We start from the raw sequence: 16,124 nt of genomic DNA on the forward strand, positions 1-16,124 counted from the left end.
TCCATTCGCCCGCTGCGCTCCATCATCAAGGAGCGCGTCGTGAATGCCATAACCCCTGTTCAATTTCTGACTCATCCGCTGACGACGCCGGGCGTACGCGACGAAGGCCGCTGGGAAGCACCGTCGCCAGCATGCTGGATGGTTCTTTACGATGGATCCCCCTCTGCCGATGACGCGGTCGCCGCCGGCATGGAGTGCGCCCGGCTGACCGGTGCGTCGCTTTTTATGGTGGCCGTGGACCTGCGCACCGAGCCGCATGACCGGCTCGACTACGAACGCGCCCTTGGCGATGACCTGGCGACGTTCGCGCGCTTCGCAGCGCGTGCAGGACTGGATGTCGATGGGACGCTGCTGAGCGAACCCACGGTGGAGAACCTTGCCGCCATCGCCGGATCACATCGTGTCACCGGCGTGCTGGTCACCGATCCCTTCCCCAGCGGGCTGATGGGAGCCTTCGTGGCACGCTCTGGCCTGCCTCGGCAGGTCGTCTTGGCGCATGCGACGCAGGGAGGTGCCGCATGAACCGCCTGGTCCTGATACGGCACGCGCACGTGCACGGCATCGAGCCGCCCACCTTTCGTGGCCAGCACGAATTGGATCTCTCCGGCGAAGGACGCGCGCAGCTCCCGCTGATCGGAAGCGCACTCGCGTGGTGGGTGCCGATCAGTGCGGTGATAAGCAGTCCTCGGCGTCGCGCTTTCGACACCGCGACGGCCATCACCCAGGCCGTAGGCGGCGCGCCGCAAGCCGATCCGGCATTCGACGACATTCATTATGGGCAGTGGACCGGACGTAGCCAGGCGGACGTCGCGCGCGAGGAGCCCATGGCATGGCAGACGTGGCAGCTGTCGCCCTCGCGTTTCCGATTCGTCGGCGGCGAGTCGCTGCTCGATGTGCAGGCACGCGCCGCCAAGGCGGTTGAGCAGCGGCTTGAACAGATCAGCGGGACGAGTTCGTTGGTCGTGGTATCGCACGATGCCACGCTTCGTACCCTGCTTTGCTACTTCATGGGCTTGCCCTTGGACGGCTATCGCCGTTGGCGTCTGGATCCGGCGAGCATCACGATCTTGGAGTTCGGTGGGCACGGCGTGTCGCTCGCGCAGTTCAATGACACGTCGCATTTGCGCATCAACCATCGACGCCCCCGTAACCCTGATAAGGAGATTGCATGAATCGCATTCGTTCCGTCGATGCTCTGGAGGTACTCGACTCGCGCGGTTATCCCACCGTCGAAGCGGTCGTCACACTGGAATACGGTGCTGAAGGGCGGGCGATCGTACCCTCGGGCGCATCGACTGGCAGCAAGGAGGCGCATGAGCTGCGCGATGGCGGTACGCGCTACGGCGGTCGTGGTGTCCGGCATGCCGTGAGTAACATCCGGGGAGCGATTGGCTCGGTCCTCACCGGTGAGGTGTTCGTCGGCCAAGCCGCCCTCGACGAGCGGCTGATTGCCCTGGACGGAACGGCCCAGAAGTCCAAGCTCGGCGCCAACGCGATATTAGCCGTGTCGATGGCCTTCGCGCGGGCCAGTGCCATGGCGACGCGGCAGCCGCTTTACGAGCACTTGGCACCCGGCAGCCACCTGCTGCCGGTGCCGTGCCTGAATGTCATCAATGGCGGGGCGCATGCCGACAGTTCGCTGGACTTTCAGGAGTTCAAGATCCTGCCGCACGGGGCAGCCTCGTTTGCCGAGTCGATCGAAATGGGCGAGGGCGTCTTCCACGCCCTGAAGCGCCGGCTCAAGGAGGGTGGCTACAGCACGTCGGTGGGCGATGAAGGCGGCTTCGCGCCTCAGCTTCGCTCCCACGAGGAGGCGGTCGAGATGATTCTGGACGCCATCGTGCTGGCCGGCTATCGGCCGGGCGACCAGGTGAGTCTGGGTCTTGATCCGGCGGTCAGCGCCTATTGGCAAGGCGATGACACGTATGTCTTTCCGCGTGCCCGCGAAACCATCCGCAGTGAGGAACTCATTGCCATGTGGGAGCGCTGGCTGACCGACTATCCGATCAAATTGCTGGAAGATCCCATGGGCGAGGACGACTGGGATGGCTGGGCAGAGTTGACGCGCCGGGTGGGTCATCGCGTCGAATTGGTCGGGGATGACATCTTTTGCACCAACCCCGCGCTGGTGGAGGCGGGGATCGAACGCCGTGTGGCCAACGCGGTACTGATCAAGCCCAACCAGATCGGCACGGTCACCGAGACTTTCGCCTGTGCGGGACTGGCCACGAGCGCCGATTACCAGGTTTACGTATCCCATCGATCCGGCGAGACCGAAGACACCTTCATCGCCGACCTCGCGGTCGCCTTGGGCGGCGGTCACCTGAAGACCGGCGCGGGCTGCCGCGGCGAGCGCACGGCGAAGTTTAACCGCTTGCTTCGCATCGAACGCGAGTTGGGCAATCGGGCGCGTTTTGCCGGGGTGGACGCCTTCGCGGTGCGTACGGCGCGGGAGGTCCTATGAGTCACGCGACGGCGTTTAATGTCCGGCGTATCGTGATGGATGTCGACAAGGCGGTGGCACGACCTTCCCTCGAAGAAATTGCGCGTGCCGTCTCGGATTGCCATGGTGTCGAGGCGATGAACCTGACCGTCGGCGAGATCGACATTGAGACGGTAGGGATGGACCTGACCGTGGAGGGAAATGGCCTGGATATCGACCAGATCATCGCGGCGATCCACAGTGCCGGGGCGGTGGTGCATAGCGTGGACCAGCTGGTGTGCGGTGAGCGCCTGATCGAAGCGGTGGAACGGCAACGATGAGATCGCGCCATCCGTGGGCATGGACCGCCATCCGCCTGGATCTGGTGGCGGGACTGGTCGATGGCATTCTCACGGCGTTGACCCTGGGCGCGGGCCACCTGCTCCCGGGGGCTGAATCCATGACACTGGTCCTGGGCCTTCGTGTGGCCATCGCGGCGGCCATCTCAGGCGCATTCATTTTCCTGGTCGCGCACTACGCGGACCTGCGCGGGGAGTTTATTGAGGCGGAGCGTCAACTCAACATGCTGTCCCATGGGCACCTGGCGGCAAGCCAGCTGGGTAAATCTGCGTTCCGTGAGGCGCTGGCCAAGGCATTCGCTGCCAGTTGCGCCACCTTTATCGGCGCGCTGCTTCCCGTCGCCATTTCCGTCGCCGTACCTCAGTGGCAGCCCATGCCGTTGGTGGTCGCGCTGGGGGCCTTGGCGGGGCTAGGTGGCTGGCTGGCCCACACGGTACACGGCCGTCCCGTACGATGGGTAGTAGCGCTGGTGTTGGTCGGCGCGCTGCTCGCTGCCGTGGGCGCATCCCTTCACATCGCTTGAGAGGTCTGTGATGCCTACGATTCTCTCCATTGCCGTGGGTGCAATGCTCGGTGCCCTGCTGAGGTACGGGCTCGCCGAAGCATTCAACCATCTCTTCCCGACGCTGCCCCTCGGCACCCTGGCCGCCAATCTACTCGGTGGCTTCCTCATGGGGATCTGCATCGCCGCATTTCTGGCCATGCCGCAAGTGCCGATCACCGTTCGGTTGGCCATCACGACCGGCTTCCTTGGGGGGCTCACCACGTTCTCGACCTTCTCGGCAGAGAGCTTCCTGTTCCTGCAGCGCAGCCAGTACGTGGCGGCCGGCCTGCATCTGATCGCGCATGTGCTCGGTGCCCTGACCTGCGTGGCACTGGGTTTTTTCCTCGGACGACTGGCTTTTCGCTAGCCCTTTACCGCCCATGATGCCTCCACTAGACTGGCTTGCAACGGAGATGGCATGCCTCCGCGAACCGCCTTCGGGCTGATGATGCCTACGAATCCTGGATCTCCGGGGCCGTAGGCGTTCGCGCTTTGTGCATCGGGATCTGGGGACTTTCTCGCCCCACTCTCGGAAATCGCATGCGACGCCTTCGTTCACTGGAACAATGGGAACTGCTCCCCTACATGGGGAAGTGGCTCGTCATTGCCTCAGCGGCCGCTTTCCTGGCCGGTACAGCTTCGGCCTTCTTCCTTCTTGCGCTTGAATGGGCCACCGCCCAGCGCGAGGCCAATCCCTGGATGATCGGCCTGCTGCCGTTGGCCGGCTTCGTCGTGGGCTGGGCCTACGATCGCATGGGAAAGCCGGTCGAGGCGGGTAACAACCTCATCATCGATGAGATTCACGATCCCCAGAAGGTCATCCCACGACGCATGGTCCCGCTGGTGTTTATCGGCACGGTGGCGTCGCACCTGTTCGGTGCCTCGGTCGGCCGTGAAGGCACGGCCGTGCAGATGGGTGGTGCGCTCGCCGACCAGCTGACATCGGTCTTCCGGCTGCGGCCCGAAGATCGCCGCGTTCTGCTTATGGCGGGCATGAGTGGCGGTTTCGCGGCTGTGTTCGGAACCCCGCTGGCGGGCGCGCTGTTCGGTCTGGAGGTGCTTGCCATCGGGCGCCTGCGCTATGACGCGCTCTTCCCGTGCGTTATCGCAGCGATCGTTGCCGACCAGGTCTGCCTCGCCTGGGGCGTGCATCACACCATCTACGTGGTGGGTGCGGTGACCTCCTTGACGCTTGTCAGCGTCCTCAGCGTGATCGCGGCAGGCATCCTCTTTGGTCTTGTCGGACTCATCTTCGCCTCGGTGACTCATCACATCGGATCCACGATGAAGCGATGGATTCCCTACGCGCCGTTCCGACCGATGATCGGTGGTGCAGTGATCGCGCTGTCCGTCGCCGTGTTTCACACGTATCGGTACATCGGGCTCGGTGTGCCGACCATTGTGGAAGCCTTCCAGCACCCGCTGGCTCCCTGGGATTTCGCCGGTAAGTTCGTCTATACCGTGGCCTCGCTAGGCTCGGGCTTCAAGGGTGGCGAGGTCACGCCGCTTTTCTACATTGGCGCCACGCTGGGCAATGCATTGGCCCCACTACTGCACTTGCCCGTGCCGATGCTGGCAGGGCTCGGATTCGTCGCTGTCTTCGCCGGTGCCGCCAACGTTCCGCTGGCCTGCACGGTCATGGCGATCGAACTTTTCGGGCCGCCCATTGCTCCGTTCGCCGCAATGGCGTGCGTGGCGAGCTATCTCTTCTCCGGCCACACTGGCATTTATCACGCGCAGCGGCTTGGGCGGGCCAAGCACGTCCGCCACCTTCCGGAGGACATGCGCCTTGCCGAGGTGAAGGCCTACCGCAAGAGCCTAGCGAAATCGAAGCCAGCCTCTCCCTCCATCGACCCATGATTCAGGAGCGTTGCATGCACGACCTAGCGGCCTTGCGCCTCTATTTCCCTTCCTCGAGCCGTGCGAGTCGCACGCGGTTCTGGCACCACCTTTCCGCGCCCGCGCTCGCGCATCATCTGCTCATCGTGGCTCGGCGCGCAGGGGTTGAGCAGGTCATCCTGCACCACGTCGATTCCGGGTACCTGAAAGGTCATCGGCTGAGCCATCACCACCCGGACGCGCACGCGATGCATCATCCGCAGTGCCTGGAGCTGGTCGATCAAAAAGGCAAGTTGGAGCGCTTCTTAAAGGAGCACGCAGAGGAGATCAAAAAGGTACGCGTGCTCATGTTTCAGGGTGAAGCACTGAAGGCTGTTCCCACCGAGTGACTCTCACAGCGCGGAGGTTTGTCCATGCAAGGCTATCGCATACTGTTCTTTACGCAGGAAAACCGAAAGGTGCACGGCCGCCCGGCGGGGGAATGGCTTCTGGATACGGCTCGTAAACTCGGCGCCCAGGGCGGGACGATGACGACGGACGCATTGGGCTTTGGTCATCACGGCAAGATGCATTCGGCGGGATTCTTCGAGCTGGCTGATCGACCCATTACGGTCTCAGTGACCACCGACCAGGCCACGTGCGAGGCTCTCATGGCAGCGATCGCCGCCGAGCATGTCGACCTCTTTTATTGTCGAAGCGCCGTGGAATTCGGTCGCCTCGACGGCGGGGCCGTTACCGAGTGAGTGACTGGCCGCCGCTAACCCCGAGGCTGACAGGCGTTTTTGTCCAGAGCAAGGAGACCTCACATGCTTCGGCAACCCGTGTCAGGTCACTGACTTCCGCGTCCTCACCGATGAACTCCACAACCACGGGGGGCATCCCATGAAAGCACGCGATTCGCATGAAGAATCGTATCGTGGCGCCCGTATCCTTCGATGGCCTGGAACGTCGAACTGCCAGCGAATCCTCGGGTTCTCGCCTGCTCCAGAAGCCACACATGCAAAGGCATACCGCTTTTGCGCGCGCGTGAATGCATATAGAAACGCAACGAAAACCCTTCCATCGTTATCTCCGTTCTTACGCCTGGCACGAGACTCTAGTACGCGCCTCCTCGCCTCCCCGCCGCCCGATGTCAACATCCCTCCGCCGCGCGCGGGCCTGAGAGGTCTGGATGAACGACTCGGTCATTCGCTTCTACATGCACGAAGGTCAGACGCATCAAGGCGCCCTCTTGTACAAATGGCTGCTGGAGCGAGCGCGGAATTTAAGCGTCCCTGGCGGCTCGGTGTTCAAGGCCATCGCAGGTTACGGTCGACACCGCGTCGTGCACGACAATGTCTTCGTCGAACATTGGGGCAACTGACGGTCGTGGTGGAATTCATCGTTTCAGACGAAGACGAGGAGCGCCTTTTCGACATGGTGCGTCACGAACGGCCACCCTTATTCTGGGCGCGCTACCTGACTGAATTTGGCACATTACGGGGTTCCAATGAGACCGCGCTACCGGATGACGGATGAGCCCAACGGGATACCAGACAGGACCCGACAGTCACACCCGGCCACGCACCGCTGGCTTGGGAGCGAATCGTGTCGGCTGGGGAATAGCTTGGCGACGGGAAATACGCTCCTGCCAATGCTGTATCGGTTTCCGGTTGAGCCAGTGCCCATTCGCAAGCACGACTTCGATTGCGACGTCGTCCGTGTCCGCAGGCGGTTTATCGTTGGCGAACGCATAGGCGTCGTTGACGACGCTGGCATACAGCAGCGCAAGCCGCGCGGCATGGTACGCGTATGGGTTGGTGATCGCGCCCGTTGTGTCATCCAGAGGCGGCTCCAGGATCTCCAAATGCTCCTTCCGCAGAAGCCAGCCGCGTAGCGTTGCGGCCACCCGATAGAGATTGGGGGCGATCGGTACCTCGCCTAGCCGGATCATCGCCTGCACGCGGAAGGCCCACGGCAGGTGATAAGCGATGTCGCCATGGGCATGGCCGATGTGCGGCGGCGAGGGCATCAGGGGGTGCTTCCGGGCGCGTGCAGCGCGTTGAGCACGAAGATATCATCGATCCTTCTGGCGGGAGGTCTTGCAGCTTGGACATGGGTCGGCACGACACGCATACGGGGAGCGCCTTGCACCGCGAGGCGGACGGCTGCCCTCGATATACGGCCCCGGCGTCCAGGCGATTTGGCGGGCAGATCCGCCAATGACGCGCGCCGCTCCCCCGGCTGGGCGCCCGGTTGCCGATTACCTGGAAGCGAGCACGCGCCAGAACACCCAGAGAAGTTACGCCGCTGGCGTGAGGCATTTCGAAGAGACCTGGGGCGGTCTGCTCCCGGCGACACCGCAACGGGTCGCGGAGTACCTGGCCACCTACGGTGAAACCCAGTCGATCAATACCCTGCGCAGCCGCCTGGCGGCGCTCGCGCATTGGCACTACACCCACGGCTTCGCGGACCCCACGCGCCATCCCCTCGTGCGGCAGACCCTGAAAGGCATTCGCGAGATCCATAACGTTGAGGAACGGCGCGCCGAACCGCTGCAGTTGCGTGACCTCGCGAGGTTGGATACCTGGATGGGCAGCGCCGTGGCCGCGGCCGACGCCTGTGGCGACACTGTCACGCGGCTTCGCACCCGGCGTGATCGCGCGCTGATCCTGTTGGGCTTCTGGAAGGGCTTCCGAGGGGATGAACTGCTCGGGCTGCGCTTCGAGCACGTCACGCTCTTGCCCACGAAGGGGATGACGTTGTATCTGCCCCGAAGCAAGAGCGACCGGCAATCCGTCGGTGTGACCCACCGTGTGCCCGCGCTAAGCCGACTCTGTCCCGTGACTGCGCTGGAGGACTGGCGTGCGGCTACCGGTCTCGTCGACGGACCCGTCTTTCGCGCCATCGACGCCCGCGGGAGCGTCCGGGCCGGGGCGCTGCACGCGAACAGCCTGATCGGCGTCCTCCGCCGCGCCTTCGCCCGGGCAGGGCTACCGAACGCGACGCACTACACCAGCCATTCGCTGCGTCGCGGCTTCGCCGGCTGGGCCAGCGGCAACGGCTGGGACGCACGAGCGCTAATGGAATACGTGGGCTGGAAGGATATTCACTCAGCGATGCGTTACGTCGATGCCCCGGACGTGTCCGGGCGCGAAAGGATCGAAGCGGCCCTGGCCCTGCCTCCGGCCCCTCCGCCGGCACCGGAGGCCTTGCCCGCACCATCTCAGGCTGCGCCCTTATCGACATTCGCCGTGTCCCTGGTCATGCGCTGGCCTATCGGCAAGGCACGCCGCGCCACGACACAAGCCCTGCGCACGATCGAGTTCATCTGCCTGCAACGGCATGCGGCCGTGGCTCAGGATCCGGGAAAGACGCACTTCCTCCTGAACGTGCTAGCCCACGACGAGCTCGAACTGAGCGAGGTGATGGCCACGCTCATCGAAGACATCCATCGTATCGCCGGTAACCATGGAGTGACCGTCGACACGGTGGCGCAACACGACGACGGCAGGCTGCGGTGGGATTGATCACTTTCTGACCTTTAGAGGCGCGGATGACTCAAGAGCACGAGACGGCGTACCGGCGGCTCCCTGCCAACCCCTCCGCTGCCGAACTGGAGGAGATCTTCACTCCGACACCGGCCGACCTGGCGTGGATCCGGACGATCACCGACCAGCCCCATCGGCGCTTCACCGCGGCGCTGCAGTTGAAAACGGCGCAGTACCTCGGGCGCTTTGCACCCATCGGCCCGACGCCCGAACGCATTGTTCGCCACCTCGCGGAGGCGGTGGGGTTCCGGCGGTCGTTCAAACTCGACGACCTGGATGCCTACGATCGATCGCGCACTCGCGACCGACATGTGGCCGCCATGCGGGAACACCTTCACCTGCGCCGCCTGGATGAACGGGGGCGCGCCTCGCTTGCCGTGGTCGCCCGGGAGGCTGCCCGCACCCGGCATTACCTCGCCGACATCATCAACGTCATGCTGGAGGAACTCGTCCGGCATTCCTATGAGCTGCCTGCTTTCGCGATGCTGGACGCCATGGCCGGGAAGGCGCGAGAGGAAGTTCACGAGGCCTTTTTTACCCAGATCGACGAGAGCCTGTCGGCGGCCTCCAAGGCGACCATCGCGCAACTCTTGCGAGTGGATCCGGGCATGAGTTCAAGTGGCTGGCAGGCGCTCAAGCGTGAGCCGCGCAAGCCAGGTAACAAGGAAGTGAGGCACTATCTGGCACACGTGCAGCGTCTGCGTACTCTGGCTGACTCGCTGCCGCCAGTGAATATTCCGATCGCAAAGCTGAAGTTTTTTCGCGACTGGGCCCGGGCCAAGGACGCGGCCGAGCTCGCCGAATATCAACCCGCCAAGCGCCATGCGCTGGCCGTTATCTTTATCCGGTCCCAGTATCACAAGACCCTCGACGACGCCGCGGAACTGTACATTCGTCTCCTGCAGAAGCTGGAAAACGTCGCCCAGAAGAACTTGATGACGTATCAGGCCGAGCATCTCCGGCGCACCGATGCGCTGGTGGCACAGCTCAAGGAGATCCTGCAGGCCTACCAGCTTGAGGGCACGTCCGAGCAGCGCATCGATGCCATCGAAGGGAGCATGGACCGCGCCGTTTCGCTGATTCTGGCCGATTGCAACGAACATTTGGCTTACGCAGGGCAGCACTTCATTCCGTTTCTGGAGCGTCCGTACGCCGCGCAGAGGGCGCTACTGCTGAACTGCCTCGCGATCATGCAACTGAAGTCCACCTCCAGCGATGACAACACGGGCCGGCTATTGGCGGCGCTTGAGATCTGCCGCGACGTCCGCCGCGAAACCATGCCCTTGAGCGAGCTGCGTTTGAGCTGGCCGGACGACTTCACCTGGCTCTCTTCTGCATGGCGAAAGGAAGTCCTGGTAAAGAACGGAGCCGCACCGCCTTTCGCCGTTCGGCGGCGATTCTTTGAACTGGCGGCGCTCTTCCATATCAAAGACGAGCTGAAATCCGGCGATGTCTTCGTGCCTGGGGCCAACAAGTTCGACGACTACCGGGAGACCCTGGTGGATGACGCGACATTGGCCGAAGAGCTTCCGCTGTACGGCGAAGCCACCGGGCTAGCGACCGACCCGGACCGATTCGTTCAAGTGTTGCGTCAAGCCATGCGCGATCGCTGCGAGGCGGTCAATGGGCGTTTTCCGGCGAACGCCGACGCGTCGTTCGTCGATGGCCGCCTGATCCTTCGCCGGCCGCAGCGGCCTGAAGTGAGTCAGGATATCGCGCTACTGGATGCCAAGCTGCTGGAACGGATGGAGCCCACGACGATTACCGACGTCCTGCAGGACGTCGCGACGTGGACAGGTATGGAGCAGCATTTCAAGCCGCTCGCTGGTACCGAAGCCCAGGTGGATAATCTCCTGTATCGCGTGGTGACGACGGTGTTCTGCTATGGCTGCAATCTCGGCCCGACGCAGACGGCCCGATCGCTGCGCGACCTGAGCCGCAAGCAAGCGGGGTGGCTCAACCTCAAGTACGTAACCGACGAGGTCCTGGAACGAGCGACGAAGGACATCATCAACGTCTACAATCGTTACGAATTGCCAGGCTACTGGGGTAGTGGCGAATCGGCCTCCGCTGACGGAACGAAATGGAGCATGTACGAGCAGAACACGTTGTCGCAGTACCACCTGCGCTACGGCGGATACGGCGGGATCGGCTACTACCACGTCTCCGACAAGTACATTGCGCTGCTCAGCCGTTTCATCGCCTGTGGCACTATATCCTCGACGTGCTACAGAACGACTCGGATATTCAGCCTAAAACGATCCACGGAGACACCCAGGCCCAGAGCTTTCCCGTCTTCGCTCTCGCCTACCTGCTAGGCATCGACCTCATGCCGCGGATCCGCAACCTGCGCGATCTTTCGTTTTCCCGGCCCGACCCAGGGGCAGCGTACCCACACCTTCAACCTTTGTTCGGTGATGGCGCTATCGACTGGGACCTCATTCAGACCCATCTTCCGGATCTGCAGCGCGTCGCCGTGTCGATCAAAACAGGCAAAATCACCGCGTCGACGATCCTCCGACGGCTGGGGACAGCAAGCCGAAAGAACAAGCTGTACTTCGCCTTCCGTGAGCTCGGCCGCGTGATCCGTACGATGTTCTTGCTGCGTTACATCGACAGTGCCGAGACGCGCCAGATGATTACTGCGGCGACCAACAAGAGCGAAGAGTTCAACAATTTCGCACAGTGGGCGTTCTTTGGAGGCCAGGGCATCATCGCGGAGAACCTCCGACACGAGCAGGAGAAGGTGATCGGCTATAACCACTTGGTCGCCAACATGGTCATCCTTCATAACGTCGAACATATGACGCGGGCGATCGGTGAGCTGCAGGCGGAAGGGCACGAGGTCACCCCGGAGGTCCTCGCGGGCTTGTCGCCGTATCGAACGTCACACATCAACCGGTTTGGGGATTACACGGTCGACCTCACACGCAGCGTTGCGCCGTACGACGCCAGCCGCCGGATCCTGGCACCACGTATTGCCGGAAGCATGGAGGGTACGGCGGCGCCTGCGGAAGCATAGTCCGTACTGCTTATCCGGGGGGCGTACACCGGGGAAGGGTAGCCTTTCTGTCCCCACAACAACGGGTTAGGGGGCAAGTGGCGCTTTTTGACTCGATTCTCGGCCGACCCTCAACAGCCGGTGCTGGTCGTCGATGACGCCCTCGCGCAGCAGCGCGCGCAACCACAGGCCCATGTCCGCCGCGCTGCTGCGCAGCCCGCCGGCGGGCGAAAAAGTGGTGCCGGAGAGCACCGTCTTGAGTACGGCCGTCGGACCGACGCCGCGGATCGGCGTGCTTTTCTTGCCGTGCAGGCCTACCTGGTCGGCGACCGGCGTGTCCACGTCGGTCTGCGTGTCACGCATGCCCAGCGGTTCGAGGATGCGCTGCCGCAGCGTCGCTTCCCAGGTCTGACCAGTGACGTCCTGGACGAGCTGCCCGGCGACGACGTACAGCACGTTGTCGTAGTCGTAGCTGGCCCGGAACGAATGCTCCGGTTTGAGGAAGCGCATCGAGCGGGTCAGTTCCGCGCGGGTGCGATCGGTGCTGGGAAACAGCATGAGATCGCCCTGCCCCTTGCCCAGCCCGCTGTTGTGCACGAGCAGGTCGGTGATCGTCATCTGCGAGGCGAACCCGTCGTACATGCGGAAGCCGTCGACGTGGTCGGCGACGCGATCGTCCCAGGCGAGCTTGCCGTCGTCGACGACGATCGCCAGCGCCGCGGCGGTGAACGCCTTGGTGTTGGAGCCGATCGGAAACAGCGTGTGGGGGCCGACCGCGCCGGTGGCGCCGAGCGTGCGTACACCGTAGGTGTGCGTGGCGATGCGGTCGCCCTCGACGATGGCGATGGCGACGCCGGGCGTATCGAAGGTACGCATGGCGCGGGCGACGTAATCGTCCAGAGGCGTGGTGTCCCGCTTCAAGGCCGGCGCGGCGGGAGCAGGCTCGTCGGCGAGCGCGGGCGCCACCGCGAGAGCGGCGCACAACGCCACGCCCAGGGCAAGGACATGGAACGGCCGGATCGTACCGGGCGCGGGCTGTCGGAACATCGTTCTCCCCTTCTCGTCGTCTCGATGGACCGCGTGTCCGGCGGTCAGGATCGTTTGGATGGACGCCTGGCGGTGGTGCCCTTGCGACCGGTCGCGGTCTTGTCCTTGCTGCCGCCGTCGATCGCCGGCGCCTCGAGGTAACCGGCGAAGCTCTGCCGCAGACGCGTGATCCGGTCGATGCGCTCGAACATGCCGGACTGTTCCTGCCGTCGCGCGACCGCGCCGATCAGCAGGCTGAGCAAGCTCATCGCTGGGCCGAAGTTGTGCCACGCACGCGCCTCGTCGATGGGGATCATCAGCACGTGGTCGGTCAGTTGGCGGGCCCAATAGCACTGCGAGTCGGTGATGATCACCAGCGGAATGCCGCGCGCCGCGGCCTCTTCGGCGAGCAGGCGGAAATGCCGGTAGTAGCGCCGGAAGTCGATCAGTACCAGGCAATCGCCCGGCTTCGCGTCGAGCAGCATGTCGACGTAGGCACCATCGGCCCCTTCGACGAACCGCGTGCGCGGCCTGACGTGCTGAAGCAGGTTCGCGAAACCGAGGCCGAGGAACCGACCGTGGTGGAAGCTGGCGACGGAGATGCGCTCCGCCTTGACCAGCAGATCCACGATGGCCGCCCATTCCGGGGTATGCGCGAGCGCGTGGGCATTGGTCAGGTCGCGGATCTCGGCCTGCAGGCCTTCCGAAAGCGACGCGTCCGCGAGGTGATCCGGGGTCTTGTACAACGGCAGCCACGGCGCCTCGCCGCGCAGATCGTCCTTCAGCTCGTTCAGGCCCTCGTAGCCGAGGTTGCGCAGGAAGCGACCGACGGTCATTGGGCTGACCCCGATGTGGCGGGCCAGTGAGGCGGCGGTTTCGAAGGCGATGCCGCCGATGTTCTGCAGCAGGTACGTGGCGATCTTCTGCTCGGAGGGAGTGAACGTCTCCCAGCGGCTTTTCAGGGTCTTCTGCAGTTCTTCGATCATCTGGATTCCCTCAACGTGCGCCGACCACCGGGTACGCCGGATCATGATGGCGTTCGACATCGCCCACCCTGCCCCCGAGCAGGCGCAACAGCAAGGCGGACGCACCGGCGAAACAGCCCATCAGGACGAAGAAGCCGCCGTGACCCATCCGGCTCCACAGCGTCCCCAGGCCACCCGCCAGCAGATTGCCGAAGAAGCCGGCGAAGAACCACGTGGCGATGCTGGTGGCCCTGAATCCCTCCGGTGCCAGGCGACCGAACAGGGCCAGGCCCACCGGCAGGATGTGCAGTTCGCCGAGGGTGAAGACGACGAACCAGGCGAACACCCAGACCCAGCTCACGCGCAGGCCCTGGCTCTCGTGCCATGCCGCCAGCACGCCGAGGGCGATGAACGACGCCGCGACGATGGCGGCGCCGAAGGCCATCCGCCGCAACAGCGGCGTCTCCAGCCCACGCTTCGCCTTGCGCACCCAGTACGCCACGAGGAAGGGGGTAAAGGCGAACACGGCCAGCGAGTTGATCGACTGGAACCAGGTCATCGGAATGGCCCAGGCGTCGCCGAGGCGGCGATCGACGCCCGTGTCGATCCACAGCGGCAACGTGTTGCCGTTCTGCTCGTATGCGCCACGGAACACGACGACGATGGCGGCGATGGCGATGAGCAGCGCGAAGCGCTCGCGTACCTGGCGGTCGACGGGGCGACGCGCTGAAGCAGGCAGCACGCCGCGGCGCGGTTCTGCCGGCAGGTAGCGCGCGCCGGCCAGATAGATGACCAGCGAAAGCAGCATGCCGACCCCCGCCGCGGCGAAGCCGTAGTGCCAGCCGTAGACCTCGCCGAGCGTGCCGCAGACGAGCGGTGCCATGAAGCCGCCGAGGTTGATGCCGACGTAATAGATGTTGTACGCAGTCTTGCTGCGCTCGTCGCCGTCGCGATACAGGCCCTCGATCTGGCTCGCCAGGCTGGGCAGGAACAGACCGTTGCCCAGTGCGATGAGAACAAGCGCCGCGAAGAAAGCCGGCTCGAAGGTCATCAGGAAATGGCCCAGCGCCATCGTCGAGCCGCCGATGATCACGGCGTTGCGCTTGCCCAGCCAGCGGTCGGCCACCCAGCCGCCGGCCACCGGGGTGAAATACGCGAACGCGGCGTAGGTGCCGTACACCAGTGATGCGTAACCCTGGTCCATCACCAGGTGCTTGGTCATGTAATAGACCAGGATCGCCCGCATGCCATAGAAGGAGAACATCTCCCACATCTCGGTCAGGAAGAGCACGGTCAACCCGCGAGGGTGTCCGAACCATGGCTTCCCGGCGGGTATCGCCTCACTCATCGAATCGTCTCCCGTCCGCTGCCCCAGACCTCGTCGGCACAGTCGATCATACCGTCGGCGTAGCGCACCGCGGGATCGCGATCCTCGCCGAGGTACAGCGGGCCGTCGAGATCCACGACGCGGCAGTGCTGGCCGACGATGAAGGCCGGCGCCATCGACCACGACGAACCCGACATGTTGCCCACCATCAGGTCGAAACCGAGCGCGCGGCCGCGCTCGACGATCGCCAGCGCTTCGGTCAGACCGCCGCACTTATCCAGCTTGATGTTGACGACCTGGACCAGGCCGACCAGCTTCGCCAGGTCGTGGCGGTCTTGCACGCTTTCGTCGGCGGCCAAGGGGATGGGGCTGTCCAGCCCGACCAGCCACTCGTCGCGATCCTTCGGAAACGGCTGCTCGACCAGCTCGACGCCGGTCTCCTGAAACGTGGGCAGAAGCGCGCGGAACGATTCGACGGTGAAGCCCTGGTTGGCGTCGACGATGATTCGCGCCTCGGGCGCCGCCGCGCGCACGGCGCGCATGCGCTCCGCGTTGTGCGCGTCGTCGGTGAGCTTGAGCTTGAGCGCGCGCGCGCCGTGGATGAGGTCGGCATGGCTTTTCGCGGCCGCTCGGGCCGCCGCGGACGGTGCCTCCGCCGAGACGAAGCGACGGGCGACCTCGGCCATGGTCGCCGGCTCGCCCGCGCTCAGGGTGAAGGTCGTCGTCAGCGCGCGCGGCTTGTCCTGGCCGTCGATGAGTGCCCAGACCGGCTTGCCGGCGCGCTTGGCCTCCAGGTCCCATAGCGCGCAGTCCACCGCGTTGCGGGCGCCGCCACGGGGAAGCACGTCGAGCAGTTCTTCGCGCGAGATACCCGCTTCGATCCGCTCGCGGACACGCTCGATCTGCTCGATCATGGCTGGCGGAACGTCGCCCAGGTAGTAGACGCCGAGGCCTTCGCCGATGCCGCGGTGGCCGTGTTCGTCGGTGAGGGTAACGATCACCGCGTCGAAGGAATGGAAGGTGTAACCCGTGATCGCGAACGGCACGTCCAGCGGCCAGCTCTTGGTCTCGATCGAGAGGGACAGACGCGAGGACGCGCTTCGGTTCATG

At 64.3% G+C, this 16,124-nt stretch carries 17 protein-coding genes, 1 pseudogene and 1 riboswitch; of the genes and pseudogenes, 12 read left to right on the forward strand and 6 right to left on the reverse strand.

Translation table 11 applies throughout. The features are described from left to right. Positions 1-39 precede the first annotated feature (39 nt). The 9 genes from JNG39_RS06455 (at position 40) to JNG39_RS06495 (ending at position 5,908) form a co-directional block, all read left to right on the forward strand. On the forward strand, positions 40-522 hold the full coding sequence (locus JNG39_RS06455; protein WP_368310334.1) for a hypothetical protein: 483 nt from the start codon (positions 40-42) through the stop codon (positions 520-522). Next, complete coding sequence (locus JNG39_RS06460; protein WP_368310335.1) at positions 519-1,172, forward strand: histidine phosphatase family protein; 654 nt, start codon at positions 519-521, stop codon at positions 1,170-1,172. Before JNG39_RS06455 ends, JNG39_RS06460 begins: the two co-directional genes overlap by 4 nt. Then, positions 1,169-2,464 (forward strand): phosphopyruvate hydratase, encoded by a 1,296-nt coding sequence (eno, locus tag JNG39_RS06465; RefSeq protein WP_368310336.1) that lies wholly within the window; start codon positions 1,169-1,171, stop codon positions 2,462-2,464. The genes JNG39_RS06460 and eno overlap by 4 nt, the downstream gene beginning before the upstream one ends. After that, entirely contained in the window at positions 2,461-2,763 is a 303-nt protein-coding gene (locus JNG39_RS06470) for a DUF211 domain-containing protein (RefSeq protein ID WP_368310337.1), read from the forward strand. Before eno ends, JNG39_RS06470 begins: the two co-directional genes overlap by 4 nt. Next, positions 2,760-3,305, forward strand: coding sequence for a hypothetical protein (locus JNG39_RS06475; RefSeq protein WP_368310338.1), 546 nt, complete (start codon positions 2,760-2,762; stop codon positions 3,303-3,305). The genes JNG39_RS06470 and JNG39_RS06475 overlap by 4 nt, the downstream gene beginning before the upstream one ends. 10 nt (positions 3,306-3,315) lie before the next feature. After that, positions 3,316-3,693, forward strand: a complete 378-nt coding sequence (crcB, locus tag JNG39_RS06480) for a fluoride efflux transporter CrcB (RefSeq protein ID WP_368310339.1) — start codon at positions 3,316-3,318, stop codon at positions 3,691-3,693. A gap of 33 nt (positions 3,694-3,726) precedes the next feature. Further along, positions 3,727-3,788, forward strand: a riboswitch (Fluoride riboswitch). Between the two features lie 78 nt (positions 3,789-3,866). Then, a complete protein-coding gene (locus JNG39_RS06485) occupies positions 3,867-5,186 on the forward strand; it encodes a voltage-gated chloride channel family protein (RefSeq protein WP_368310340.1) in 1,320 nt (439 codons plus the stop codon). A gap of 14 nt (positions 5,187-5,200) precedes the next feature. Beyond that, positions 5,201-5,554, forward strand: a complete 354-nt coding sequence (locus tag JNG39_RS06490; protein WP_368310341.1) for a hypothetical protein — start codon at positions 5,201-5,203, stop codon at positions 5,552-5,554. Positions 5,555-5,578: 24 nt separating this feature from the next. Then, positions 5,579-5,908, forward strand: a complete 330-nt coding sequence (locus JNG39_RS06495) for a DUF190 domain-containing protein (RefSeq protein ID WP_368310342.1) — start codon at positions 5,579-5,581, stop codon at positions 5,906-5,908. Positions 5,909-6,012: 104 nt separating this feature from the next. Here JNG39_RS06495 and JNG39_RS06500 read toward each other — a convergent pair whose 3' ends face one another. Then, positions 6,013-6,228, reverse strand: coding sequence for a DUF190 domain-containing protein (locus JNG39_RS06500; RefSeq protein WP_368310343.1), 216 nt, complete (start codon positions 6,226-6,228; stop codon positions 6,013-6,015). A gap of 108 nt (positions 6,229-6,336) precedes the next feature. Between JNG39_RS06500 and JNG39_RS06505 the strand changes: the two genes are divergently transcribed. Continuing rightward, positions 6,337-6,528, forward strand: a complete 192-nt coding sequence (locus JNG39_RS06505; protein ID WP_368310344.1) for a DUF190 domain-containing protein — start codon at positions 6,337-6,339, stop codon at positions 6,526-6,528. A gap of 186 nt (positions 6,529-6,714) precedes the next feature. Here the strand turns inward: JNG39_RS06505 and JNG39_RS06510 are convergent, their stop codons facing one another. Further along, a complete protein-coding gene (locus JNG39_RS06510; RefSeq protein WP_368310345.1) occupies positions 6,715-7,176 on the reverse strand; it encodes a hypothetical protein in 462 nt (153 codons plus the stop codon). A 190-nt stretch (positions 7,177-7,366) separates the two neighbouring features. Between JNG39_RS06510 and JNG39_RS06515 the strand changes: the two genes are divergently transcribed. After that, positions 7,367-8,674: a site-specific integrase gene (locus tag JNG39_RS06515; RefSeq protein WP_368310346.1), complete on the forward strand. Its 1,308-nt coding sequence runs from the start codon at positions 7,367-7,369 to the stop codon at positions 8,672-8,674. A gap of 26 nt (positions 8,675-8,700) precedes the next feature. Then, a pseudogene (locus tag JNG39_RS06520) lies at positions 8,701-11,717 on the forward strand (Tn3 family transposase). 66 nt (positions 11,718-11,783) lie between these two features. On the opposite strand, the gene JNG39_RS06525 reads toward JNG39_RS06520, so the two are convergent. Genes JNG39_RS06525 through JNG39_RS06540 form a run of 4 tightly spaced genes read right to left on the reverse strand, consistent with a single transcriptional unit; the run spans position 11,784 to position 16,123 of the window. Next, positions 11,784-12,743 (reverse strand): serine hydrolase domain-containing protein, encoded by a 960-nt coding sequence (locus JNG39_RS06525; protein WP_368310347.1) that lies wholly within the window; start codon positions 12,741-12,743, stop codon positions 11,784-11,786. A 44-nt stretch (positions 12,744-12,787) separates the two neighbouring features. Next, the gene (locus JNG39_RS06530) at positions 12,788-13,708 is read right to left on the reverse strand and encodes a MurR/RpiR family transcriptional regulator (RefSeq protein WP_368310348.1); all 921 of its coding nucleotides are present in this window, start codon (positions 13,706-13,708) and stop codon (positions 12,788-12,790) included. A 10-nt stretch (positions 13,709-13,718) separates the two neighbouring features. Beyond that, on the reverse strand, positions 13,719-15,035 hold the full coding sequence (locus JNG39_RS06535; RefSeq protein ID WP_368310349.1) for a peptide MFS transporter: 1,317 nt from the start codon (positions 15,033-15,035) through the stop codon (positions 13,719-13,721). Further along, the gene (locus JNG39_RS06540) at positions 15,032-16,123 is read right to left on the reverse strand and encodes a dipeptide epimerase (protein WP_368310350.1); all 1,092 of its coding nucleotides are present in this window, start codon (positions 16,121-16,123) and stop codon (positions 15,032-15,034) included. The genes JNG39_RS06535 and JNG39_RS06540 overlap by 4 nt, the downstream gene beginning before the upstream one ends. Position 16,124: the final 1 nt, after the last annotated feature.

Source organism: Luteibacter sp. CQ10, from assembly GCF_040900725.1.
In the GTDB taxonomy this organism is placed as follows: domain Bacteria; phylum Pseudomonadota; class Gammaproteobacteria; order Xanthomonadales; family Rhodanobacteraceae; genus Luteibacter.